This is a genomic window from Prevotella sp. ICM33 (assembly GCF_000517825.1).
Lineage (GTDB): Bacteria > Bacteroidota > Bacteroidia > Bacteroidales > Bacteroidaceae > Prevotella > Prevotella melaninogenica.
Genome location: NZ_JACD01000021.1, coordinates 1 through 24,142, shown reverse-complemented (window position 1 = coordinate 24,142; position 24,142 = coordinate 1). Strand labels below are relative to the sequence as shown.

At 44.7% G+C, this 24,142-nt stretch carries 10 protein-coding genes; all 10 read left to right on the top strand.

The features are described from left to right. The 10 genes from HMPREF1505_RS03675 (at position 1) to HMPREF1505_RS03630 (ending at position 23,471) form a co-directional block, all read left to right on the top strand. Complete coding sequence (locus HMPREF1505_RS03675) at positions 1–1,092, top strand: glycoside hydrolase family 18 (protein ID WP_036922702.1); 1,092 nt, start codon at positions 1–3, stop codon at positions 1,090–1,092. A 16-nt stretch (positions 1,093–1,108) separates the two neighbouring features. Beyond that, positions 1,109–2,269, top strand: coding sequence for a BT_3987 domain-containing protein (locus HMPREF1505_RS03670; RefSeq protein WP_036922700.1), 1,161 nt, complete (start codon positions 1,109–1,111; stop codon positions 2,267–2,269). A gap of 19 nt (positions 2,270–2,288) precedes the next feature. Then, entirely contained in the window at positions 2,289–3,278 is a 990-nt protein-coding gene (locus HMPREF1505_RS03665) for a discoidin domain-containing protein (RefSeq protein WP_036922719.1), read from the top strand. 1,028 nt (positions 3,279–4,306) lie between these two features. Then, positions 4,307–5,173, top strand: a complete 867-nt coding sequence (locus tag HMPREF1505_RS03660) for a Fic family protein (protein ID WP_226893216.1) — start codon at positions 4,307–4,309, stop codon at positions 5,171–5,173. 820 nt (positions 5,174–5,993) lie between these two features. Further along, positions 5,994–9,371, top strand: coding sequence for a SusC/RagA family TonB-linked outer membrane protein (locus HMPREF1505_RS03655; protein ID WP_036922696.1), 3,378 nt, complete (start codon positions 5,994–5,996; stop codon positions 9,369–9,371). Positions 9,372–9,527: 156 nt separating this feature from the next. Beyond that, positions 9,528–11,360, top strand: coding sequence for a SusD/RagB family nutrient-binding outer membrane lipoprotein (locus tag HMPREF1505_RS03650; protein WP_036922694.1), 1,833 nt, complete (start codon positions 9,528–9,530; stop codon positions 11,358–11,360). A gap of 99 nt (positions 11,361–11,459) precedes the next feature. Then, a complete protein-coding gene (locus HMPREF1505_RS03645) occupies positions 11,460–14,489 on the top strand; it encodes a GEVED domain-containing protein (RefSeq protein ID WP_036922691.1) in 3,030 nt (1,009 codons plus the stop codon). 427 nt (positions 14,490–14,916) lie between these two features. Beyond that, positions 14,917–18,651 carry a LamG-like jellyroll fold domain-containing protein gene (locus HMPREF1505_RS03640; RefSeq protein ID WP_036922683.1) on the top strand — a complete coding sequence of 1,245 codons (3,735 nt, stop codon included), beginning with the start codon at positions 14,917–14,919 and terminating at the stop codon, positions 18,649–18,651. A 200-nt stretch (positions 18,652–18,851) separates the two neighbouring features. Further along, a complete protein-coding gene (locus HMPREF1505_RS03635) occupies positions 18,852–22,625 on the top strand; it encodes a LamG-like jellyroll fold domain-containing protein (RefSeq protein ID WP_036922681.1) in 3,774 nt (1,257 codons plus the stop codon). Positions 22,626–22,955: 330 nt separating this feature from the next. Continuing rightward, the gene (locus HMPREF1505_RS03630; RefSeq protein WP_036922679.1) at positions 22,956–23,471 is read left to right on the top strand and encodes a HutD family protein; all 516 of its coding nucleotides are present in this window, start codon (positions 22,956–22,958) and stop codon (positions 23,469–23,471) included. The last annotated feature ends 671 nt before the right edge of the window (positions 23,472–24,142 follow it).

The following is a 24,142-nucleotide window of genomic DNA, read 5'->3' as shown; positions in this document are numbered from 1 at the left end:
ATGAAGAATTTAATAAAGATATTCTTGCTTTCAGCCTGCGCTGCAACGGCTTTCACTGCCTGCAGCGACTGGACTGAGACAGAGGCAAAGGACGGAGCTGACCTTACTCACACAAATAAGTCTGAGGCTTACTATGCTCAACTTCGCGACTATAAGAAGACTGACCACTCTGTAGCTTTCGGTTGGTTCGGTAACTGGACGGGTACTGGTGTTACACATGAGAACTCTTTGGCAGGTCTTCCTGACAGTACTGACTTCGTTTCTCTTTGGGGAAACTGGAAGAATCCGACCGAAGCAATGCTTAAGGATCTCCGCTTTGTTCAGAAGACAAAGGGTACAAAGGTGCTTATCAGTTGCCTTGTATTTGACATTGGTGACCAGATTACTCCAACAAACACAGACAAAAACCTCACATGGAAAGAGTGGCGTCATAAGTTCTGGGGCTGGGGTAGTGATGAGGCTTCACAGATTGCAGCTACTGAGAAGTATGCAAATGCTATCTGCGACACTATCGCCAAGTATGGTTATGATGGTTTCGACCTCGATGCTGAGCCTTCATATGCTCAGCCTTTCCAGACCGATAAGGAGCTTTGGCAGAACGCTAAGGTGATGGAGGCTTTCGTAAAGACAATGGGCAAGCGCATCGGTCCTAAGTCTGGTACTGATAAGATGTTCGTTATCGACGGTGAGCCTGACGCTATGGCTGCTCAGTATGGCGAATACTTCAATTACTTCATCCTTCAGGCTTATAACTCTTCTGGTAACAGTGATCTGAACAGTCGTTTTACTGCTCAGGCTACTCACTTCCAGCAGTATCTCACACCAGAGCAGGTGGCTAATAAGCTCATCGTCTGCGAGAACTTTGAGAACTATGCTGGTAAGGGTGGTGTAAGCTTCCGCTTAGACAATGGTCAGACCCTTCCTTCTCTCTTAGGTATGGCTTACTGGAACCCTGTTTACAATGGCGTAACCTATCGTAAGGGTGGTGTAGGAACCTATCACATGGAGTACGAGTATACAGTATCTGGACAGACAGGCAACTATCCTTTCTTGCGCAAGGCTATCCAGATTATGAATCCATCAATCCAATAATCAAGACATTCAAATTATGAAATACAATATTTCTAAGCTTTTCATCGGAGCCGTAGCTATGGCTTCTCTGACAATGCTGGCTTCTTGTGAGAATGCTGAATATTCGCCTCTTTCTAATCAGGCGTATATCGCACAGACCAATACTAATGGTAACTCAAGTCAGAATATTACTATCGGTACGTCGGCTGTCACTTCTTCTGTGAACGTGCGTCTCTCTGACCTTGCTACACAGGACTACACCTTCGAGGTGGTAAGTGATACAACGGCACTCGCTGAATACAATCAGCGTAACGAGACTTCTTACAAGCCATTGCCTGCAAGTCTTTACTCACTCTCTTCTAACGAGGTGAAGATTGAGAAGGGTAAGTCGGTTTCTTCTGATGTGACACTCACGATCAACCCATTGACACAGGCACTGAAGGATAGCGGTCAGAAGTATGCTGTTGCCCTCCGTCTGAAGAGTAAAGATGGCAAGTATGACGTCCTGAACTCTGGTAGTTCAATGGTTTACATCCTCGATCAGGTTGTTTATCAGGCTGTGCCAATCGTTAACGCTACACATAACATCCACTTCTCAATGCGTCAGACCTATGACCTTTCACAGTGGACTGTCGAGATGAACGTGAACATCAGCAAGCTCGGTAAGGCTCTTGGCGAACTTAACAACCAGACACTCTTCGGTGCATGGGGTAACGATGGTGGCGAGATTTATACTCGTTTCGGTGATGCTCCTATCGAGGGTAACCGTCTGCAGATTAAGACGCAGGGTACGCAGATGAACAGTAAGCAGCTCTTTAACGAGAACCAGTGGTATCACCTCGCATTCGTTTGCACAGGTACAAAACTCTACCTCTATGTAAATGGTGCGCTTGATAACTCTATGGACCTCCCTGGTAAGGCTACTAACCTCAGCAACCGCTTCAACTTCGGTAACACTGATTACCTAAAGGCAAACGTGAAGGTGAGCGAGTTACGCTTCTGGACCGTGGCTCGTACACAGGCTCAGATTGCTAACAATATGTACGCTTGCGATGCTAAGAGCACCGGCTTGGAGGCATATTGGAAGCTCAACGAGGGTCAGGGCGATACCTTCAAGGATGCAACAGACCACGGCAACACCGGTAAGTGTGTAGCTGTTCCAACCTGGGAGCAGAACGTAAGAATCGATGGTAAATAAGTCAAAAGGAAACTCAAATATGAAAATAAACGTATTCAAGTCAGTGCTGGCAGCCTCTTTGGTTGCTGCCACACTGGCATCTTGTCAGAGCGAGCCAGAAGTTGGTAGCACGCTCTACCCAACTGCAGAAGAGAACTACTCTGCAAAGGCTTACCTCTATACTGGTACCAGTGACGGCAACAAGTTGTTGCTCGCTGGTGAGAAGTCTGCATCAGCTGTTACCTTGGCTGGCGATAGCGCAAAGTTCTATGTTCGTCTTTCTTCTCCAGCAGAGAAGGATGTAACAGTAACATTGGCTGCTACATCTGATGGTGTTGAGGCAAATAGTAGCGAAGAGGTGATGAGCACTGACGCTATCAGCCTTAGCAAGACATCTGTAACCTTCACTAAGGGTCAGCAGGTATCTGAACCAATCGTCGTTAAGTTGGTGAATGGCGATGCCCTCAAGAACTTGGCTATGTTGAAGAACGGCGTTACATCTGTTGTTATCAAGAGTGTTGACGGCGCTGAAACAGCAAAGACAAGCACGAAGGTAGCAGTAGCAACCAACTTCTCTTTCGACAACATCAATGCTTCTGGTACCCTCGATACCGACAAGCAGGTTGCTCTGACCGACTACACAATGTCAACATCTCTCAATAATTCAAATGCAACAAAGTTGAATGATGGTGATAACAATACTTATGTGTACTCATATACCTATTATGAGCCAGACTTCACAATGACATTCAATAAAGCGAAGACATTGTCGGGTATTGGTATCCTCTGTAACTACACGAGCTATGGATATGGTGTGAAGAAGGTAGCTGTATCTACCAGCTTAGACGGTAAGACATGGATAAAGATGGGTACCGCTACCACAGCAACTCAGTATGATGACGAAACCCCATTCCCAATCGTCTTCAACACGCCAGTAACATGTAAGTATGTTAAGTTGACAATTCTCGAAAGCTTTGACACAAGCGAGTATCCTCGTTTCTTGATTGGCGAGATTGGCGCTTACGAATAATCCTTAACCTATGTGCGTTCATTGTAGCGCACTCCCCCCTCAGCCCCCGAAGTATCCCTTACTTTGGGGGCTTTTTTTAGGTTCTTCCGAAATATGGAGTGATAAATTAAGCCTACTACATATAAAAGGCACACAGAGAGGGGGAGAACACGGAGGTGAAAGCATAAAGACAATATCACGGAGGTGCCGAAGGCACAAAGAGCGACAGAGGCGTAGTGTACGTGTTGCTGATAGCTTTGGTAAAAAACGTTTTAAGAAATCTTGCAAACCAATGCTTTGGAATGAAGTAGACAAAAACATTAATAAAACTCGCAAATATCCTCTGTTCCTCCATGCACCATTGGTGCCTCTGTGCCTAACGATTTCTACTATATAAAACCTCTGTGCTCTCCATTTCTCTGTGTGACCTATCTTCAAAGTTCTAATCTCAAACGGTGTCACTCCAAATTGCTGAAGAACTTTTTTATGTAAAATACACCTATCAAAGGGTCTGATTTTTCTTTACAAATAACGCAATGAAAACAACAAAAACGGAATAGGGGTATGCACTTTTAAGAGCTGCTATAAGTGTTTTACTGTCAAACAGTTGTAAAATTCTATTCTGAAAGGTGCTTAGTAGGCTTTCAAAAGGGCGTTAGTTAGGACCTTAAAGGGCATCTTTTGCAAGCCAAGTGGGCATTAATTCGAACGTAATTTGTGCCCTTTACAAAAACTGATTGTGAAAAAATTAGACAAAAAGGTGAGCCTTCCATAAGGCGGGAAGTAATCACCGAGCCCCCTGTAAAAACATTTGTTTATTGTGTACATTTTGTCTTAGTGTGTCTGTTCTTTAACTTGCAATTCGTGTCATTTGTAGTTCTTTCAATCTAAATGTGTTTATTCTGTTTAAAACTTGATTATTCTGTCTTCTTCGATTGATCAAATGAATATTCTGTCTTTCTGACACTCAGTTTATAAAATATGAATATCTTCCACAGGTAATAGATGCTGATATTCTTAAGACGGATAAACGCTCTTTGCAAGAGCAATTGGCAGCAATCCATCTTTATGACATAGTTCATGACTGTCCTACGAATGCAGCCATTGTGCTTTTTGGGATAAATGCCTCTTTCTTTCTTCATGGCTGTTATGTTCAGTATGTGCATTTCGCAGGAGAAGATACAGGAAGCGAAATTCTTAACGAAAGGCAGATGCGGGGAAGTCTATGTTCGATACTACCTAAGTTGGAGAGTTTTGTAAAAGATGCTATTGTCACTTCACGTCCAATGCCTGTGAGTATGCTACGAGAACAGATTGTGTTTAACTACCCAGAACTCGCACTTAGAGAGCTACTGATGAATGCTTGTATGCATCGTGATTATCAATCAAATATGCCTATAAGAATTTATCAATTTAGCAATCGTATAGAGATTCTCAATGCTGGAGGCTTATATGGGGAGGCTCGTCCAGAAAACTTCCCTACAGTAAATGATTATCGTAATCCTATTATTGCAGAGGCTATGCGTGGTATGAAGTATGTTAATATGTTTAACCGTGGTATTCAGCGTGTTAAAAATATGCTAAGGGAGAATGGAAATCCAGACCCCATCTTCAATGTCGGTAAAGTAACTGCTTTCGAGGTGACAATACAGCCATCTTTGTCACTTAACTTAGTCACTGATGGAGAAAAAGTGACTAAGTCTGTGACTAAGTCGGCAGAGGTAATGAATGAGGTTATTGCCTTATGCCAACAGCCTAAAAGTCTTACTGAAATTATAACCCATTTGGGACTAAAACATCGTAACAATGCTAAAAGTCGCTATATTGACCCATTGATAAAAGGTGGATTTCTTGAGATGACAATACCTGATAAACCCAATAGTAGGAATCAGAAGTATATAAGTGTATTATCTTAGTCACTTAACTTAGTCACTGAAGGAAAAAATGACTAAGTCAGTTGAGATCTTAGAAAGCCCACTTAGCTTAATCTGCCCCCCTTAGTGAGAGTCAAAATGTAAATACTGTTTTCGAATTTCTTTTCAGGTAGACAAGTGAACAAGTTGCTTGTGAAGTAGACATGGTAACATGGTTGACAAGTAGACAAGTAGACAAGTAGACAAGTAGACAAGTGAACAAGTTGCTTGTGAAGTAGACATGGTAACATGAGAACAAATTTCTTCTTTATTACAAGTAACTTGTCTAACTCCTCCACTTACCTTGTTACTCTGTCTTTTTCGCAAGCAACTTGTTTACTTGTCTACTCGTTCACTTGTCCACTTATTATGTTACTTTGTCTTTGATACAAGCAACTTGTTCACTCGTCTACTTACTATGTTACTCTGTCTTTTTCGCAAGCAACTTGTTTACTCGTTCACTCGTCTACTCGTTCACTTGTCCACTAACTGTTTATAAATGTTAAATATTAAAGTTAACATAAGTATTATTAGCATTTGAGTTGTTTGGAGTATAGGTGTCATTAGACCAATCTTAAAGAAGGAATACGAAGAAAGGTGTAAATGACTGTTTGTTAACGAGTTGTGGAAAGAGGGATGTAAAGCCTTCGACCACAGCAAGACAGTTATAGCCTAAAAACCTAAGTAAAGCGAACAAGAAGTCCCAAATAACCTATGCCTTACTATATAATAAGGTGTAACAAGATGGAATATTGACAATACCTAAAATCAATTGAAACAAAATTAGGAAAATAAATAAATAAAAGTTTAAAACCTAAACCTGATGAGAATCTTTAAAGAATCAAAGCAGAAGCATCTGTACTTCTCGGCTGCCTTTGCTCTATCATTAGCATTGGCACCAACAGGTGTCTACGCGGGTACAAACACCAGCACTGCAGTACAGGCAGTACAGCAGAATGGTAATCACAAAGTGACCGGTCGTGTCGTTGACTCAACCGGCGAACCGCTCATTGGTGCTACTATCCTTGTTGAGGGTACCACTAATGGCACAGTAACGGATATTGATGGTAACTATACCCTCAATACCCCTGCAAACGCGAAGCTCGTCTTCTCTTACATCGGTTATGCTGCACAGACCATCCCTGTTGGTGGTAAGGGTACGATCGACGTGACATTGAAGGAAGAGGCAAACACCATGAACGAGGTAGTTGTTACCGCCATGGGTATTATGCGTAAGGAAAAGTCTCTCACCTATGCAACACAGCAGGTGAAGGCAGAGGACCTCATGAAGGTGCAGGATCCTAACGCTGCTAACTCACTCGAAGGTAAGGTAGCTGGTATCACTATTACGCCAAGTGCTGGTGGTGCTGGTGGTGCTTCAAAGATTGTTCTTCGTGGTAACCGTTCTATCCTCGGTAACAGTTCTCCACTCATCGTTGTTGACGGTGTACCAATGAGTAATGGTATTCGTGGTCAGCAGGGTATGGGCGCAGAGGGTTTCGGCTCAACTGGAACTTCTGAGGGTTCTGACCCATTGTCATTGATCAACCCAGACGATATCGAGTCAATCAATGTCCTCAAGGGTGCTAATGCTGCTGCGCTTTACGGTTCACGTGCAGCCAATGGTGTTGTGATGATTACCACCAAGCGTGGTCGTGAAGGAAAGGTTGATATTAACGTAACCTCAAACATCACTTTCGATTCTCCATTGTTGACACCAAAGATTCAGAAGACTTATGGTGCAGCTTACGACAAGACAACAGGTGCATTGTCATTGAACAACTGGGGCGGTAAGCTCGCAGACCGTGCAGACAACGACCTCGTAGTACGCACTCCATTGGATGAGCGTTGGGTAGGTTATCCAGAGGAGCAGATTGGTACAGACGCAAGTGGCAATCCAATCATGGCACGTCGTCATAATGTTTATCTCCGCAATCGTGCAGGTAATGATGTAGACAACTTCTTCCGTACGGGTGTTACAACAAATAACTCAATCTCACTTTCTGGTGGTACAGAGATAGCACGTACCTATGTGTCAGTGGCAAACAGCCATGCAACAGGTATGATGCGTAACAACTCATACAACCGTAACTCTATCAGCTTCCGTCAGACTTATAACTTCTTCAAGCGTTTGCATATTGATGCATCGATGAACTATACAGAGTCAAAGACAAAGAATCGTCCTGGTGGTGGTACGGTGGGTAACCCTCTCTACCATCTCTATACCGCACCTCAGAATATTGATATGGATTACTATCGTGACCATTACATGAATGCTGAGGGTAAGTGGTTGTCAAATCCAGGTTCATATTACAAGCTCAATGGTTCAAACTTCGCTTGGGCAGCTGGTCAGCGCACAACTCTGACTGGTCCACAGCAGGAGTGGGCATACCTCTCTCATCCTAACAACAACCCATATTGGTTGATCAATTCGGGTAACAGTCAGCAGAAGGAGAGCCGCCTCTTTGGTACCTTGCAAGCAAATGTTGACATCTATGATGGTTTGACCTTCCAGGCACGTGTCAACTACAGCCAGATTCGTTTCAAGAATCATGCAACTCGCTTTGCTACCACCTTCCTCCCTGCATCTATGGAAGACTACGGTCGTCTTTGGGATTCAGACGAGAAGACAACAGAGTTCTATACCGACTACCTCTTGTCATATAACAAGACCTTTGGTGACTACTCAGTATCAGCAACAGCAGGTTATGTAGGTCATACTATCAAGGGCGAGTCAAAGGGAACAGACGCCGTTGCAACTTACTACGACCGTCTTATGCGTAAGCTCCCAACAATGGTTAACTACTTCGAGACCAGCGCAGGTGGCTATGGCGTAACAAGCACTTCAAAGAGTTCAAACTGGGATCGTTCATACCTCTTCACAGCACAGTTAGGTTGGAAAGAAACCGTTTACTTCGATGCTTCTTATCGTCGCGACTGGTATCGTCCATTCCGTTACTTCAAGGAGTTGGGTAAGATAGATACCGATAACTACGGTTACTTCGGTGTTGGTGCCAATGCTATCGTAAGTCAGTTGGTGAAGTTGCCAGACTGGTTTAACTTCTTGAAATATCGTGTTTCTTACTCATCAGTAGGTAACTCTATCCCTAATAAGGCATACGGTGCGATGAGCCGCAACCTCCAGACAGGTGCATTGTCAGGTAACAAGTTGCTCGACTTCTCACCAGTACCAGAGGAGACAGGTTCATTCGAGACAGGTATCGAGTCATTGTTCTTGAACAACCGTTTGAGCTTCGACTTCACCTTCTATAACACTATCGTTCGTCACCTCTATATGGAGCTTGGCTCATTGGGTGGTAACACCGAGTTGCTGAACTCTGCAAAGGTACGTAACACTGGTTTCGAGACAACTGTTGGCTACGACTTCAAGTTCGGTAAGGACCTCCGTTGGCGTACATCTTATAACCTCTCATACAACGACAACAAGATTCTTGAGACAGGTTATGATAAGGACGGAACATCACGTAAGTATCAGCAGACTGTAGGTGAGGCAAAGGTAATCTACCAGAAAGGTGGTGCTATTGGTGACATCTATGCAGGCGACTTCATGCGCGATGCAAATGGTCATATCGTATTGACAGCTAAGGGTGAGCCAACATTCGACAAGACAGGTTCAAACGACCGCTTCCTCGGTAACATGAACTCTAAGTGGCAGATGGGTTGGACCAATACCTTTAACTATAAGGAGTTCCAGCTTTCATTCCTCATCAACGGTCGTATTGGTGGTAAGGTACTCTCATTGACAGAGTCATATCTCGACTATATCGGTGCTTCAGAGCGTACAGAGGCAGCTCGTCTCAGCGCAGAGCGTAACAACATCGTTGCAACCAACTATGGTAACGTACCAGGTATGGAACTCAATGATGGTAGCGGTCGCATCGTTCCTATCCAGTCATATTATCAGGCATTGGGCGCATCAAGCAACCCATCAACCTATCTCTACAACGGAACAAACTTCCGTCTTCGTGAGCTTTCATTGGGTTACACCTTCCGTGACCTCTTTGGTATGAATCGTAACTTGACCCTCTCATTCATCGCTCGTAACCTGTTCTTCATCTATAAGGATGCACCAACAGACCCAGACGTATCTCTGTCTACACAGAATGGTCTCGGCGCATTTGAGAGCTTCAACATGCCATCTTCACGTTCATTCGGTTTCTCTTTGAAGGCTAACTTCTAAGAGAAAAGGAGTGAGAAAGGAGTGAAGAGCGTGAAAGGGAGTGAGAAACAAATATAATGTTTGACGTCTTGCTCCCCACGTAACAAAACCGTTACTACACATCTTTAGCTCCGAATAAGCTTAAACAATACAATAATATTCAAAAGATAAACAACAATGAAAAGTAAACATATAATCGTACTCATGGCGATGGCATTGCCAACACTGGGTCTACAGTCATGCCTTGACTATGACAACCCTGGTGATGAGTTCAACTCAACAACCAAAAATGTTGAGAAGGTGACAAGCCGTGGTGACGTGGATAAGATTCCTTTCCGTCAGGCTACAGATGCTGCAGCAGCAGATGAGGCACTCAATGCAATGCAAGACTTGCTCGATGCTGGTGTTGGTGGACAGTTCTCTATGCGTGGTGGTAAGAACGGTGAGAACCCTGGTCCACATGCTTATCAGTATCAGTATTCTCTTGGTGTTGACAACTATGCTGAGTACACGGTTGTTCCTCATACTTTCTTCCAGTATTCAAAAATTCGTTTGGCATCGTCATATGCTATCGACCAGAAGTGCTATGGTGGTGCATGGGGTTCATTCACAGAGATGAAAACCTCACTTGTACCTATCTTGAATAATGAGAAGGTAAATGCTGTTCCAGAGTTGAAGGCAGCTTATTTGACCCTCTTCAACCAGCAGGCTGTTGAGGTAGCTGACGTTTATGGTCCAATGCCTTACCGTGAGTTGAAGACTAACTTACAGGTAGGTCCTTATACTTATAACAAGGTTGAGGATGTGTACAACGATGCTGTTGCCAACCTCGACACAGCCATTGCTTGTTTCCACTACTTCGATCAGAAGCCAGCTGCCTACAAGCAGAAGATTAAGAGTGCGTTTGTTGACCGTTTCGTTGTCATGACCGATGGTGGTGCTGCTGACGGAACGTTGAAGGCATGGGCACGTTATGCCAACTCATTGAAGTTGCGTATCGCTATGCACATGGTAAAGAGCGATCCTGTTCGTGCACAGAAATTGGCTGAAGAGGCTGTTGCTGATGGCGTTATTGAGAACGAGGCACAGAGCGTTTCTATCCGTCCAGGTGTGATGGGCTTTAGTCATCCATTGCCAGGCGTTGAGAGTTGGGGTGATGCTCGTATGAGTGCAACAATGGAAATCACATTGAAGACCTTCAATCACCCTTGGTTGAAATACCTCTTTAAGAAGAACGATAACGTTATTAAGAACAATAAGACAGGCGAGACAACACCTGCTGACAGCCGTATCTGTGGTATCCGTACCGGTACACATCCAGGTGAAGGTCAGGGATATGATGAGAACCAGTACATCGCATTCAGTAAGCTGAACGAGCAGTACTTCAACTCTGCACCACTTTATTTGATGAAGTATGCTGAGGTTTGTTTCCTCCGTGCAGAGGGTGCACTCCGTGGTTGGAACATGGGTGGTTCGGCTCAGCACTTCTATGAGGAGGGTATCCGTCATGGTAACTGTGAGGATCCTGAGATGAAGTCTATGGACGGTGAGGGTCCTAACGGACAGCAGAATGTAAACTGGTATGACTCTTGGATTGACACCTACATGGCACAGGAGAACCCAGTAGCTTATGTTTATAAGGATCCAACAGGTGACACACCAGACGCTGCTTCACCAATTCATGTTGGTGTAAAGTGGAACGACAGCGACTCACAAGAGACAAAACTCGAGAAGATTATCACTCAGAAGTACCTCGCTACTTATCCTAATGGCTTCGAGGCATGGGTTGACCTCCGTCGTACAGGCTTCCCACGTATGTTGTCAGTATTGAACATCGATGAGGCTGATGGTAGTTTAGTTCCTGGTGATATCATGCGTCGTCTGCCATTCCCTGGCACAAGCGACATCGCAACAAAGCAGGATGTTGACAATACTGGTATCCCAGCATTGGGCGGTCCAGACAAGATGGCAACTCGTCTCTTCTGGGATAAGACCACTTCAAACTTCTAATTGATTCAAAGTATTGAAACAATAGCCCAGTAGGGTGGTATAAACGTCACTCTACTGGGATATAAATCTATCAATTACTAATTACAAAACCTAAATCATATGAATAAAAAATCTACTCTTAGTGCATGGATTATCGCAGCTATGATGGCTATGGCTCCTGTCGGTGTGACTGCACAAACATATTCTTCAACAGCTTCAACACAGGTGTTCGATCTGTCAAAGTTGGGCGATCAGACCCTTCTTGAGCATTTTGCAGAACTTCTTGATAACGGCAAGAAATATCCTACTGATGCCGACCTTACTGCATGGGGCATCAAAGACGAGGTAGAGTTTATCCGCTCACACGTCAGAAAGCGTGCTATTGAGTCACGTGCTGACCGTCTTCTCCAAGATACTTACGAGAATCGTAACCTCTTTATGAATATCCCTGGTGGTGCTGGAAAGAACCTCGGTGGCTATCCTTCAAAGACATTTGCTAACGATAACTTCTCAATGTGGAACTATACCAACCTGTTTGGTGCCTGGAACTACGGACTTTTCCAAGCACCAGGTTCATGGGCTGATGCTGCTCACCGCAATGGTACAAGCATCTTCGCTGGTATTAAGTTCTTCGATCATACAACGGGTGGAGCTGCTAACAGTTGGGCAAGCTTTATCATGACTCGTAATAGCGATGGTAGTTTCCGTTATACACACCCTATCATCAACTGCATGCGATTCCTTGGTTTCGATGGTATCAACTATAACTGGGAAAGCACTAACAAGTATCAAGATGCAGATAACATAGCCTTCCATAAGGAACTCTATAAGATTGCGAAGTCTGAAGGTTTTAACGACTTCAAGATTATGTATTACACAACGAGCTCAAGTCTGACATCATATAGCTCAAGATATATGTGGGGTCAAGATAAGGACAATCGTATCTGTGAGGTGATGTTGAATTACGACAACAGCGACTTCAGTTGGAACATGGGCAGTTCTGTAAAAGAGGCAGAACGCACTATGGGCTCAGCCGATGGTTTATACGCTGGTGTATGGATTGTAAGCATGGACAGACGATGGAATAGTCTTAACAACCAAGATGCTAAGCGTTGCGGTATTTGTCTGTGGGGTGAGCATGCAGAGAGTCGTTTCTGGAGTTATAACACTGGTGGCGACGCTATGTCTCGTATGTCTAACTATCAGGAGTATCTTGAACGTGCTTTCTCTGGTGGCAACCGTAATCCATTGTATCGTCCAGAGGTTAGCAATAGGGGTAATAATGTTGAGGCACAAGGTACCACACCTCCATTGGCAAGCTTCGCTGGTCTTGCTTCTTGGATTCCAGAGCGCACAGCTATCTCAGGCAACCTTCCTTTCGCTACCCACTTCAACACTGGTAATGGCGAACGCTATAACTATAAGGGTAAGAAGACTGCAGGCTCATGGTATAACATGAGTAGCCAAGATGTCGTGCCTACTTATCGTTGGATGGTTGTTAAGCCTGAGACTGAAGTAGCCAGCACAGACGTACAGCCTTCATTCACCAATGAGGATGCTTACACGGGTGGTGCAGCACTTCGCTTGAAGGGTGTTAACAATGCAACTGCTACAGACGTTGTTCTCTTCAAGACTAACCTCACTCCTTCTAAGGGTAAGGTAGTTGCTAAGGTGGCTATCAAGACTGGTAAAGAGGGCAATAACGACTCAAAACTTTCTCTCATCGTACGTGTGAATGGTGCTTGGAAGGCTTATGCTTTGGGTAACACCGAGAACGCAAACTGGACAGAGAAGAAGGTTGAGTTGAATGATATCACTGCTGGTCAGAAGATTGAGCGTATCGGTCTGCGTGTGAAAGATTCAGATGCTGACTATAATGTACTTGTTGGTAAGCTCGAACTCAACGACGACGTGACAGCAACACCTGCTAACGTGAAGGATTTGACCGTTCAGGTGAAGGAAGAAACAAAGAATTCTCTTTCTGTTAAGGCGGTATGGGGAATTGATAAGGACCCAGGTCAGAATCCAACCGTTTATAACGATGAGGCAAATATCGACCACTTCGAGATTCTCTATAAGAACGGTGAGAATGGTAAGGTGTCTGAGGTAGGACGTACATCACAGTGGGCTACACTCGTTCCTAACATCCAGTTCACAAGTGTTGACGACAAACCTTTCATCGGTGTTCGCTCAGTAAGTACTGACCTTAAGACTTACTCAAAGACACAGTGGATTGCTGTGCCACGTGCTCAGCAGTCTCAACTCCCAGAGGCACAGGAAGAGGGCTACGGAACAGTTGAACTCGACAATGCTGCTGCTGGTGCTGACGTAGCGAAGAGAATTCGTTATGTAAAGAAGTTCCAGACAGAGGGCGGTTCTAAGAATATCGATTACACTGCTGAGGGTCCTGCAGGTAACGAGACCAACTATGTGGATGCTACGAGTCAAGAGCTCGAAGTGGCACAGGGTGCGACTGTGAAAGTGAAGATTCAGGGCTACGAAGCAACTCAGATTAAGGACCAGAGCAATGACGACCTCCGCTATTGTATGGGTAAGGCTTGGATGGACTTCAATGGCGACAAGCAGTTCAACCCAGAGAATCTCTCTGACAATCCTAACGAGGGTGAGTGCGTTGTGTTCTTTGGTCAGGTTCGTAAGGGCGTTCCTGCACAGGTACAGCAGTTGAATGAGTACACCTTCCAGATTCCTTCAGATGCTAAGCCAGGTCAGAGCCGTCTCCGCCTTGTCTTCTGTGACGCATGGTTCCAGGGTGGTTTGACACCAACTGGTAAGTTCAATAAGGGCTTTGCTATCGACTTTAAGGTGACTATCACTGGTTCTAACGCTGCTCGTGGTGCTAAGGCTGACACCCATGATAAGGGTGTTGCTGACGAGCCAGAGTTGCTCGAGGGTGGTTCTACTAACATCATCTCTGCTAACGCTGGTGGTGCTTCACAGCTCACTGTTGTTGGCGGTAAGGTGGTATTCGAGAATGTTGAACGTGCATGGGTATTCTCTACTGACGGTCAGACTGTAAAGAGCTTGGTTAATCCAAAGTCTTTCAATACAAATGAGTTGCCAGCAGGTGTTTACCTCGTTAAGATGCAGAACAACAATGTTATCCGTACACAAAAGATTACGATTAAGTAATAGGTGATATAAAATGAGGTTATCTGACTTGATTCTATCGAGTCGGGTAGCCTTGTTTTGTTTGGTAGGTAAGCTTTCTGATAATAAGTATGTCCGATAAAACGTGGCTTTTGTTAGGGTAGTGCAACCCTCGTCTTATGAACAGTGGAATGTTCCTTTAGCATCTTTTTTAATGGTGCGGAGCATCCGCACAAGTGGTGTTAAGCCTTCGCACATGATGTGCTAAGCATGAATACGACGAATGGAAATGAGAGACGTGAGGCACAGTTGACATCTATAAAGCTATCGAAAGACAGGTAAAGTCTACTAAGCGGTACCAACGAAGGATACAGTTCTCGGACAACGTCTGTTCTCCTAACGAGTGGAGGCAGATCTAAACGGTAATAAGATTTATAATTATTCAATAACATTAAAACCCAAATCAATTATGAGAAGAATTAATTTACTTCTTTTTGGTTGCTGCCTAATTCCATCAACCTTGATGGCACAGGAACTTAAGAGCAACTACATTCAGTGGGGCTTTGACTCTCATCAGTTCCCAGGCAAACTGCAGAGCTGGTCAAAGTCGAATCCTAAAATCAATGATGATGATAACTTCTTCATCTCTCGTGTAAAACCAAAGGCTCGCTTCCGTTACGAAGGAACACAGGTTCGTACAGACCTTACAGAGACAAACGACAAGAAGCTCCTTGCTTGGTTGCCATGGAACGTGCCAAGTAAGAACGCCCTCCCTGATGGCGTCTTCGACTCTGAGGTGTTCTCAATGTGGCCATACGTTACACACTGGGGCGACTGGAGCTGTGGTTTAGGTCGTATTCCAGCAGCTTTGTTGGACGCAGCACATAAGAATGGTGTGCCTGTATCTTCTGTTGCTGGTATTCCTTGGGGTGGTCTCAAGGGCGACTGGAGAACAACTTTGAACAACCTCTCTACAGCAAATGTTCAGAATGCAGCTGACTTCATGAACTACTTCGGTTACGATGGTCTCGGCTATAACTCTGAGTTCTCTGACTATTTCGGTAGTGGTCGTTTGGTTCGTGCTCTTAAAGATTTCCATGTTAACCTCAATAAGGCAATCAAGCCTCACAACCCAATTTACGAGAATCTTTGGTATGATGGTACCAATGAGAAAGGTAATATTGCTTTCGACCAGGGTCTTAACGATAACAACAAGAACCTCTTTGGTGCAAAAGGCAGCGAGGCTGCTAACCTCTTCTTCAACTACAACTGGAACTCAGATTGGTTGTTGCAGGAGTCTGTAGATAAGGCTGCGGAAATTGAACGTAGCCCATTGGATCTCTACGCTGGTATTAATATGCAGGGTGGTGAGCCAAGAAGCGGTTCACGTTGGACTTTGTTGAAGAAGTATCCTATCTCTATCGGTCTTTGGGGTGCTCACTCACAGAACATGTTCTTTGAGAGCCGTGGTGAGAAGGGTAGTGACCCTGAGACACAGCAGCGCACTTATATGTTGCGTACTGAGCGTTGGTTCTCAAGCGGTTCACGTAATCCGGTTAACTCTCTCCAAATCAATAACAGCTTGAACTACAATGCTGATAACACAGACTTCGCTGGTATGTCAGCGATGATGACCGCACGTAGTTCTATGTCTTGGGACTTGACACAGGAGCCATTGATTACTTACTTCAACCTCGGTAACGGTAAGTTCTTCAACTATGGTGGTGTACGTCAGAACGATCGTCCATGGGCTAACGTAGGTGTACAGGACTACTTGCCAACATGGCGTTGGTGGTTTGCAAGCAAGTTGCTCGGTCGTACCGCTGCTGATGTTCCTGCAACTGGTCTTGATGCAGAGTTCGTATGGGACGATGCTTACATGGGTGGTTCTACTGTTCGTGTACATGGTTCTACTCCTAAGGAGTATCTCCACCTCTTCAAGACAAAGTATGCTTTGAAGACAGGCGACGTTATCACCTTCCGTTATAAGGTTAAGGGTGGTAAGGCTGATGCTTCTTTGGTATTCGCTACAGAAGATAATGTAAACGCAGAGAAGGCTTATCCAGTATTGGCTTCTACTGATGAGGCTGATGAGGATAAGTGGGTTGAGAAGACTATCACTGTTGGTGGCGACTTGAACGGTAAGACACTTGCACTCGTTGCGCTCAAGATGGAGAATGCTGCCGACTTGAATCTCTACCTCGGTGAGTTCTCAATCGTTCGTGGTAGCTTCGATGCTCCAGCACAGCCAATCGATGTAAAGACAACCTTGTTGCACGCTGCAAAGAATGGTGTTGATGCTAAGATTATCTTCAACATGCCTAACACTAAGGGTCAGGGCGAGCCTTGCTACAACACAGACGTGAAGACTTCTCTCTTCAAGCTCTGGGCTAAGCAGGAGGGTAAGGACCCAATCCTCATGGGTGTAACTACTTCATGGGCAGGTATGTTCTATTCTGTTCCTGTAGACCTTAAGGGTCAGGGCAAGGTGAAGTTCGGTGTATCTGCAGTATCTCTCGATATGAAGAAGGAGAGTGCTATCGCTTGGGGCGAGGATCACGAAATCTTCAATCGCTATGAATATAGCGACGAAATCAAGGCAGACAAGTCTGTTATCAAGCCAAACGAGGCTTTCACTATCGCTTATGTTGACCCACGTCACGAGGCAGGTAACTGGAAGATTGAGCAGAATGGCACAACTGTTGCAAGCAGCAACAATGCTAATGAAATCAAGGTTGAGAATGGTTTGAGCCAGACAGGCTTCTACGATCTCGTTCTTACAGGTGCAGTTAATGAAAATGGTGCACGCGTTAATAAGGAAGTAAGATACGCAAACTACATTCAGATTACTTCTGATGCAGTAGGTGCTGTTCCTCATATCAACAAGCTCACAGCTAACAACAGCGAGACTTCTATCGAGGTTCTTGCTAACAGCGAGGTAACAATGAAGTACGAAGGCAAGAAGGCTGATGGTTCTGGTTCAAGAGGTATCAAGACTCTCGAGAAGCCAGTAGGCGTTAAGGTTTCTGAGCTTGGCTTGACAAGTAACAATCAGGCATGGACACTCGCATTCTGGGTTAAGTTCAATGGCTTTACAGGTAATACTCAGATTATCGACATGCGTGACCCAGGTACAGGTTGGCCACAGAACAACTGGGGTACAATGTGGTCTACATACGATCCTAACACTGGTATCTACGAGTTGACACTCCGTGCTAAGAACGGCGGTGGCTCTCCAGAGTACAAGCAGCGTTGGAAGGTTGACTTCATCCCAGGTGCTTGGACACACTTCACTTTGGCTATGGATGGTAATGGTTCTGATACCAAGCCTATGCTCTATATCAATGGTAAGGAAGCTAAGGCACACAACTGGAGCTATGGCACTGAAGGTGAAGGTCTGAACTCTCAGAGATTCGCAAACAATGGTTGGTGGGCTGATAATGTTCTCGGTATCAGTCTTGGTCGTCACAGCACAGCAGCGATGAACGCTACTGTTGACGATGTTAAGTTCTTCAACAAGGCGCTCACAGCAGCAGAGGCTGCCCACACAATGATGTCTACCGATGCTAATGAGGCTGGTTTGAAGGCTTACTGGGACTTCGAGTCTGACGCTGCTTCTGACAATTACTTCGCAAGCAAGGTGGGTACTGCTAAGTTGGCTCACGGCGAGTTGAAGGTAGGTACTGGTGAGGGTGTAGCAAGTCTCGTACCAGACGCTCCAACTTACGATGCTGGTAGTCCATTCGTATCTGGTAACTATCAGGTGAAGACTACAGCAGAGTGGACTGCAAAGAAGGCTACTATCGTTTCACAGGATGGTACTGATATGGCTGGTACTGCTAAGTTGAAGTATGCTAAGGCAGGTGACTATGAGGTTACATTGACATTGAAGAACGCACATGGTTCTGACACTCGTACCTTCCAGGTAATCAAGGTAAAGGCTGATCCAACAGGTATCAACGGCACTGAGGCTGCTGACATGAAGGTTTACGCTATCGATCGTGATGTCCTCTTCGACGTTGAGACACCGGGTAACTACCTCGTTCAGGTATTCTCTACCAATGGTCAGATGGTAGCAAGCAAGGCTGTTTCAGTCAATGGTGCAGAGTCTGTACGTCTCCATCTTGGTGCTCAGGGCGTTTACGTTGTGAATGTCAAGAAGGACGGTAAGACCCTCCGTACAGTTAAGTTTATCTGTAAGTAAATAATTCTTTAAGTGCTGGAAGGAGCTAATCTCCTTCTGGCACTTTTTGTTTTATCCTTTTATCTATTAAGAACATCTAATCTTTAAACCCGAAAGCATAGTTAAATAGCATAATTGCTAAACAGAGACAAACCTTATATAGTTATATGCTTATAGCTGTATAAACCTAAAATTATTTATAAACTAAACATTTATTATTCATGAAAAGGATTACTTTATTTGCATCCTTGGCATTGGCAAGCTGCCTCACTGTGAGTGCACAGCGTACGCCAACACATCCATTGGACATCCAGGATGCTAAGTTTGAAAACCTGCCTAACTACCTTGAAGCGTGGTTGAAAGGTGAGATGAAGCAACCACAGGGCGTCAGTGAGATTGACGACCAGTTCTTTATCTCACGTGTTCGCCCACTCGACCGTATCAAGGATGGCGACTATCAGGTACGTCCAGAGGTGAAGCGCGACCGTAAGATGTGTCTTTGGACACCGCTTGACGACCCTACCTCTAAGTGGAAAGCCCTTCCTCGTTATTGCTTCGAGGGCGATAACTTCAGTCTGTGGTCATATATTGACATCCACGGAAACTGGACTTCACCTTGGATTCGTTCTACTGCAGGTCTGACTGACGTTGCTCATAAGAACGGTGTTAGCGTAGGCTGTGTGATGTCTATCGGCTATGGTGCATATGTTTATCTTAATCAATGGAGACCAGATACCTATAGTAAGACCCTTTATAAACTAACAAAGAAGGAGGGTGGAAAGTTCGTTTATGCTGCTCCATTGGTTCGCATGATGAAGTATTATGGTGTGAATGGTATCGGCTTTAACTCTGAGTTCCGTACTTCTTCTGATGTAATGGCAACGCTGACAGACTTCTTCGTAGCTTGCCATAAGGAAGCAGAGAAAATCAACTGGAAGTTTGAAGTACATTGGTATGATGGTACTGGTGATGACGGTAGTATTCATTTTGATGGTGGTTTGGGTAGTCATAACCAAAATATCTTTGGTGATAAGGACCACATTGCGACCGATATGCTCTTTGCTAACTACAACTGGGGACCAAGTCATCTGAGAGGTTCTGTAAGTACAGCACAGCGTTTAGGCCGTAGCAGCTTCGACTATTATGCAGGCTTTGATATTCAAGGTCGTGGCTTGAGACAGCCAAGTTGGAGCGCACTGTTGAATAACGATATCTCTATCGGCTTCTGGGGTGCTCACTCACAGAGTCTTATCCACCAGAGTGCAACAGACAATGGAACATCAGACATTGCCATTCAGAAGACTTATCTGAAGAAGCAGGAGCTTATGTTTAGTGGTGGTTATAACAACCCAGCCTTGTTGCCAGCTATCAATACTGATTGTAATTTGGCTAATGCAAGTTTGAAGAACTTCCACGGTCTTGCTACCTTCCTTTCTGCAAAGTCTACTATTCAGCAGGTTCCATTCGTTTCACGCTTTAACCTTGGTAATGGTTTGAGCTTCCGCAAGGATGGCAAGATTACATTCGACCACAAGTGGTATAACCTCAACACACAGGATTATATGCCTACATGGCGTTGGTGGATTACTGACCGTGCAGACCAAGTAAATGCTGGTAATATCAACAGTCTTGCAAAGGCAGAACTTACCTTCGATGATGCTTACTGGGGTGGTTCATGTTTGTCTATCTCTGGTCAGACAGACTTCTCACGTGTGAAACTCTTTAAGACAATGCTTGAGGTACAGCCAGACTATGAGTTCTCTGTTACCTATAAGACTATCACAGGCAAGGACACACATGCTAAGTTCTTTGTAGCCCTGAAAGACCATGTTACTGAATACAAGGAGGTAGCATTGCCAGCTGTTGAAGCTGAGGGAAAGTGGAAGACCTTTACAGTAAAGGCTTCTGAACTCGGTTTGGCTGCTGGTGATAAGGTAGCTATGATGGGTCTTGTTGTTGAGAACACTCCTGCTAACTATGAGTTGCGTGTTGGTGAGATGGCTCTCCGCGACAATGCAAAGGACTTCGCTACAGTAGCTCCAACAATCAAGAAGGTTGAGATTCTCCGTGGTCGTTACAACGCTTGTGACTTCAAGATGCAGTATGCTTCTAAAGAAGAATCAGGTTGGGAGAAGACTTATAACGACGAGGTAGGTACAGGGTATTATGAAATCTACTTCCAACAGAAGGATCAGCCACAGCAGTTGCTTACTGCTACTACTTCATGGGCTGCCTATGTTGTTGATGCGCCAATGGTATCAGGTGCTGACAAGCGCGACTGCCGTTTCGGTGTACGTGCCGTTTCTCCTGATGGTAAGAAGGGTTCTGAGATTGTTTGGTCAGACTATCAGACTGTGGCTTACGACCAGCCATTGAGCGATGTCGTTGCTGACCGTCCTGTGATTAAGCCAAACGAGGAATTCACACTCAAATATCTTGATGAAATGGTTCCTGCTGCACAAGCATGGAAACTTCAAGACGCTGTTACAGGACAGGTTGTTGCACAGGGCGAAAGCGGTACAAGTGCTAAGTTTACTGTTGCAAAAGAAGGTACATACGACCTTGTTGTTGTCGATAATAACGGCAAGGAAAGTGTCGTACGTGGTAAGGTGAAGATTACTCCAGAAGCAACGGGTGCTGTTCCACAGATTAACAGCATCACCTCTGACAAGACTACCGAAGTAACAGGCAAGAACGTAACCTATACTTACGATGCTCGTCTCGGAGAGGGTAAGGCGTCACGTGGTCTTGAGATTACCGACCCTAAGATGTTCCGCATCCCTGGTGATGTGCAGCAGGGTAAGTCTTATTCATACGCACTCTGGTTCAAGGCTGACAAGTTCAACCATGACAAGCAGGGTACAAACCTTATCAATAAGAACTCTATCTACGACAGCTGGCCTCATAACAACTGGGGTGACCTTTGGGTAACTATTCGTCCAGAGTGGCAGGGCTCACGTGCTTTACATGCTGCTAATGAGATTTCATTCAATACAATGGGTTGGACAGCTCACGACAATCCTTACGAGGACGTGATGACAACTGGCTACAGCGTAACTCCTGGTGTATGGAACCATATCGTGGTAACACACACCGATGGTAATATCCAGAAGATTTACTTCAATGGTCGTCAGGTAGCAAGCCACAGTTTCGCTGCTTCTTCACGTCGTGAGGATTATGGCGACCGTCGTATCAATGCGAGCAAGGTAGCCGACATCTTCATCGGTGGTGGTGGTGTTTACAAGAGCGGCTTCAATGGTATCATTGATGAGGTTCAGGTTTGGAGCAAGCCACTCTCTGACGATGAGGTATTGCAGGCTATGAAGGGCTATAAGGAAGGTCAGGTTCCTACTGACTTGAAGGCTTACTTCACATTCGAGGAGGCTAATGGTATGAAGTTTAAGAACCTCGGTAGTGCAGGTAGTGCTTTTGATGGTTCTGTTGTCGTTGTTGCTGGTAGTGGTGGCGAGAATACATCAAGTGCTTCTTACGTTGACCAAAAGCCAAACAACGATGTATTAGGCTTCCCTGGTGTTGTCGGTACATATGAGATTAAGACAGTTCCTACTTGGACTTTGGGTGATGGTGTTATCTCTTCATCTACTGATAAGACAGCTGTCGTTACCTACGCTGCTCCTGGTAAGAAGAATGTAACCTTGAAGCTGAAGAACGGTTGGGGCGAGGCTGAGAAGACTGTAGAGGATATCGTTGAGATTACCTCTGAGGCTAACGCTATCGATGCAGTCGATGCTCAGCTTGGCTTCTCTGTTTATCCTAACCCATTCGTTGAGAGCGTAAATCTGCGCTTTGCCGACAATGGTCGCTACACAATCAACGTACTCGGTACTACTGGCGCACTCCTCCAGAGCAATAGCTTTGAGGCTGCACAGGGTCAGGTCGTTAACGTAGCTATCACTGGCACAAAGGGTATGTACCTCGTTCAGGTGCTTAAGAATGGTAAGGTTTACAAGACTGTGAAGGTTGTGAAGAAGTAACAGGCAACCAAAACTGACCGACCGGCCCCTCCCCCTTGCCCCTCCCCCATAGGGAGGGGAGTGAAATGCGAGATACCCCAATAAAAAGGGTTTGTACGTTTAAGAAATCTCCTTTTGTCTGCATCCTCATGTAGGGATATCTCGGTAATTATTCCCCTAACTTCACCCTCAGCTCTCTCTCGTGCAGAGAGGGAGAGTGCAGGTAATAGTTTGCTTATGAATAGCAGAAAGACATTTCCTAACTAATAGGGGTATCACGCATTCTACTCCCCTCCCTTTGGGGGAGGGGTTGGGGGAGGGGCCTGTTGTTGTGTTTTTATTTTTATTATCATGCCCACACTCCCACAATCATCCTACAAGACTACCACATGGAAAGGTGGTGTCACACGTCAGATTTTTATCTCACCTGCTGATGGCGACTTGTCAACACGGCAATTTGATGTGCGTATCTCGTCGGCTATTATCGATGATGTACAGAGCGATTTCTCTGATTTTTCGGGCTTCACACGTTATATTCTGCCCTTGGAGGGAGAGATAACGCTGATAAAAGAGGGACGGCGTATCGCTTTGTCACACAATGCTTTGTATGAGTTTGAAGGTGACGAGAAAGTAAGTTCGGAGAATACGCAGGGGGCTGTAGATTTTAATATCATCGTTCGACACGGCATAAGTGTCGAGGTGGGGATAATGGAAGATGCAGCGTTCACGGACAGCCGTCGAACGATTGTCTTTGCCCTCGAAGATTGTTGTATTGAAGGGAAGACTGTTTGCAAACACGATACGGCACTCCTTGACGAGCCTTTCAGCCTAAAAGGGAAAGCCGTCATTGCTCGATTTATGGAATAACGGATGGTCAGAACGCTTGTTTCTGACTATCCGTTTTGTAAATATAAACTCACGTCTTAAAAATTAAAGACGCCTAATAGCGATTGAATTAACGCCCTTTTGGCTTGCAAAAGATGCCCTTTAAGCCTCTTACTAACGCCCTTTTGAAGTCCAATTAAGCACCTTTTAAACTATACATCCACAACTGTCTGATAACAAAAAACTTACGAAGGTACTGTAACCATGATATTTTAACCCTATTTCCCACGCTCTACTAAACCAAAAAGTAAAAGAAATTCAAACACGGACTACGAATTATGCGAATGACACGAATTATTTTATTCTTTGAACATTGAGTATTGAACTCATTTACCTTTGAACATTGAGGTTTGAGCTTTGAACTTTATGATATGAACTACGAATTTCTCTAATTACACTAATCCCTATTGTTAAATAATTCGTGTCATTCGCGTAATTCGTAGTTCTTTATTGGTAGTTTACGAGTTGACAGGTTTACGAGTAAACAAGTTGCTTGCATCGATAAACCACAGTTAACAGTAGTAATCATAATTATGAATTGTGAATTGTGAATTATAAATTGATAAAGGATTATGAATTCTGAATTATAGTATTAATTTTATTGCTGTCCGGTAAAACTTAAATAACATATAAATCCTTGCGGAATTGTCTTT

Coding starts and splice junctions, on each gene's coding strand:
- HMPREF1505_RS03675 (WP_036922702.1), top strand. CDS start 1: ATGAAGAATTTAATAAAGATATTCTTGCTTTCAGCCTGCGCTGCAACG.
- HMPREF1505_RS03670 (WP_036922700.1), top strand. CDS start 1,109: ATGAAATACAATATTTCTAAGCTTTTCATCGGAGCCGTAGCTATGGCT.
- HMPREF1505_RS03665 (WP_036922719.1), top strand. CDS start 2,289: ATGAAAATAAACGTATTCAAGTCAGTGCTGGCAGCCTCTTTGGTTGCT.
- HMPREF1505_RS03655 (WP_036922696.1), top strand. CDS start 5,994: ATGAGAATCTTTAAAGAATCAAAGCAGAAGCATCTGTACTTCTCGGCT.
- HMPREF1505_RS03650 (WP_036922694.1), top strand. CDS start 9,528: ATGAAAAGTAAACATATAATCGTACTCATGGCGATGGCATTGCCAACA.
- HMPREF1505_RS03645 (WP_036922691.1), top strand. CDS start 11,460: ATGAATAAAAAATCTACTCTTAGTGCATGGATTATCGCAGCTATGATG.
- HMPREF1505_RS03640 (WP_036922683.1), top strand. CDS start 14,917: ATGAGAAGAATTAATTTACTTCTTTTTGGTTGCTGCCTAATTCCATCA.
- HMPREF1505_RS03635 (WP_036922681.1), top strand. CDS start 18,852: ATGAAAAGGATTACTTTATTTGCATCCTTGGCATTGGCAAGCTGCCTC.
- HMPREF1505_RS03630 (WP_036922679.1), top strand. CDS start 22,956: ATGCCCACACTCCCACAATCATCCTACAAGACTACCACATGGAAAGGT.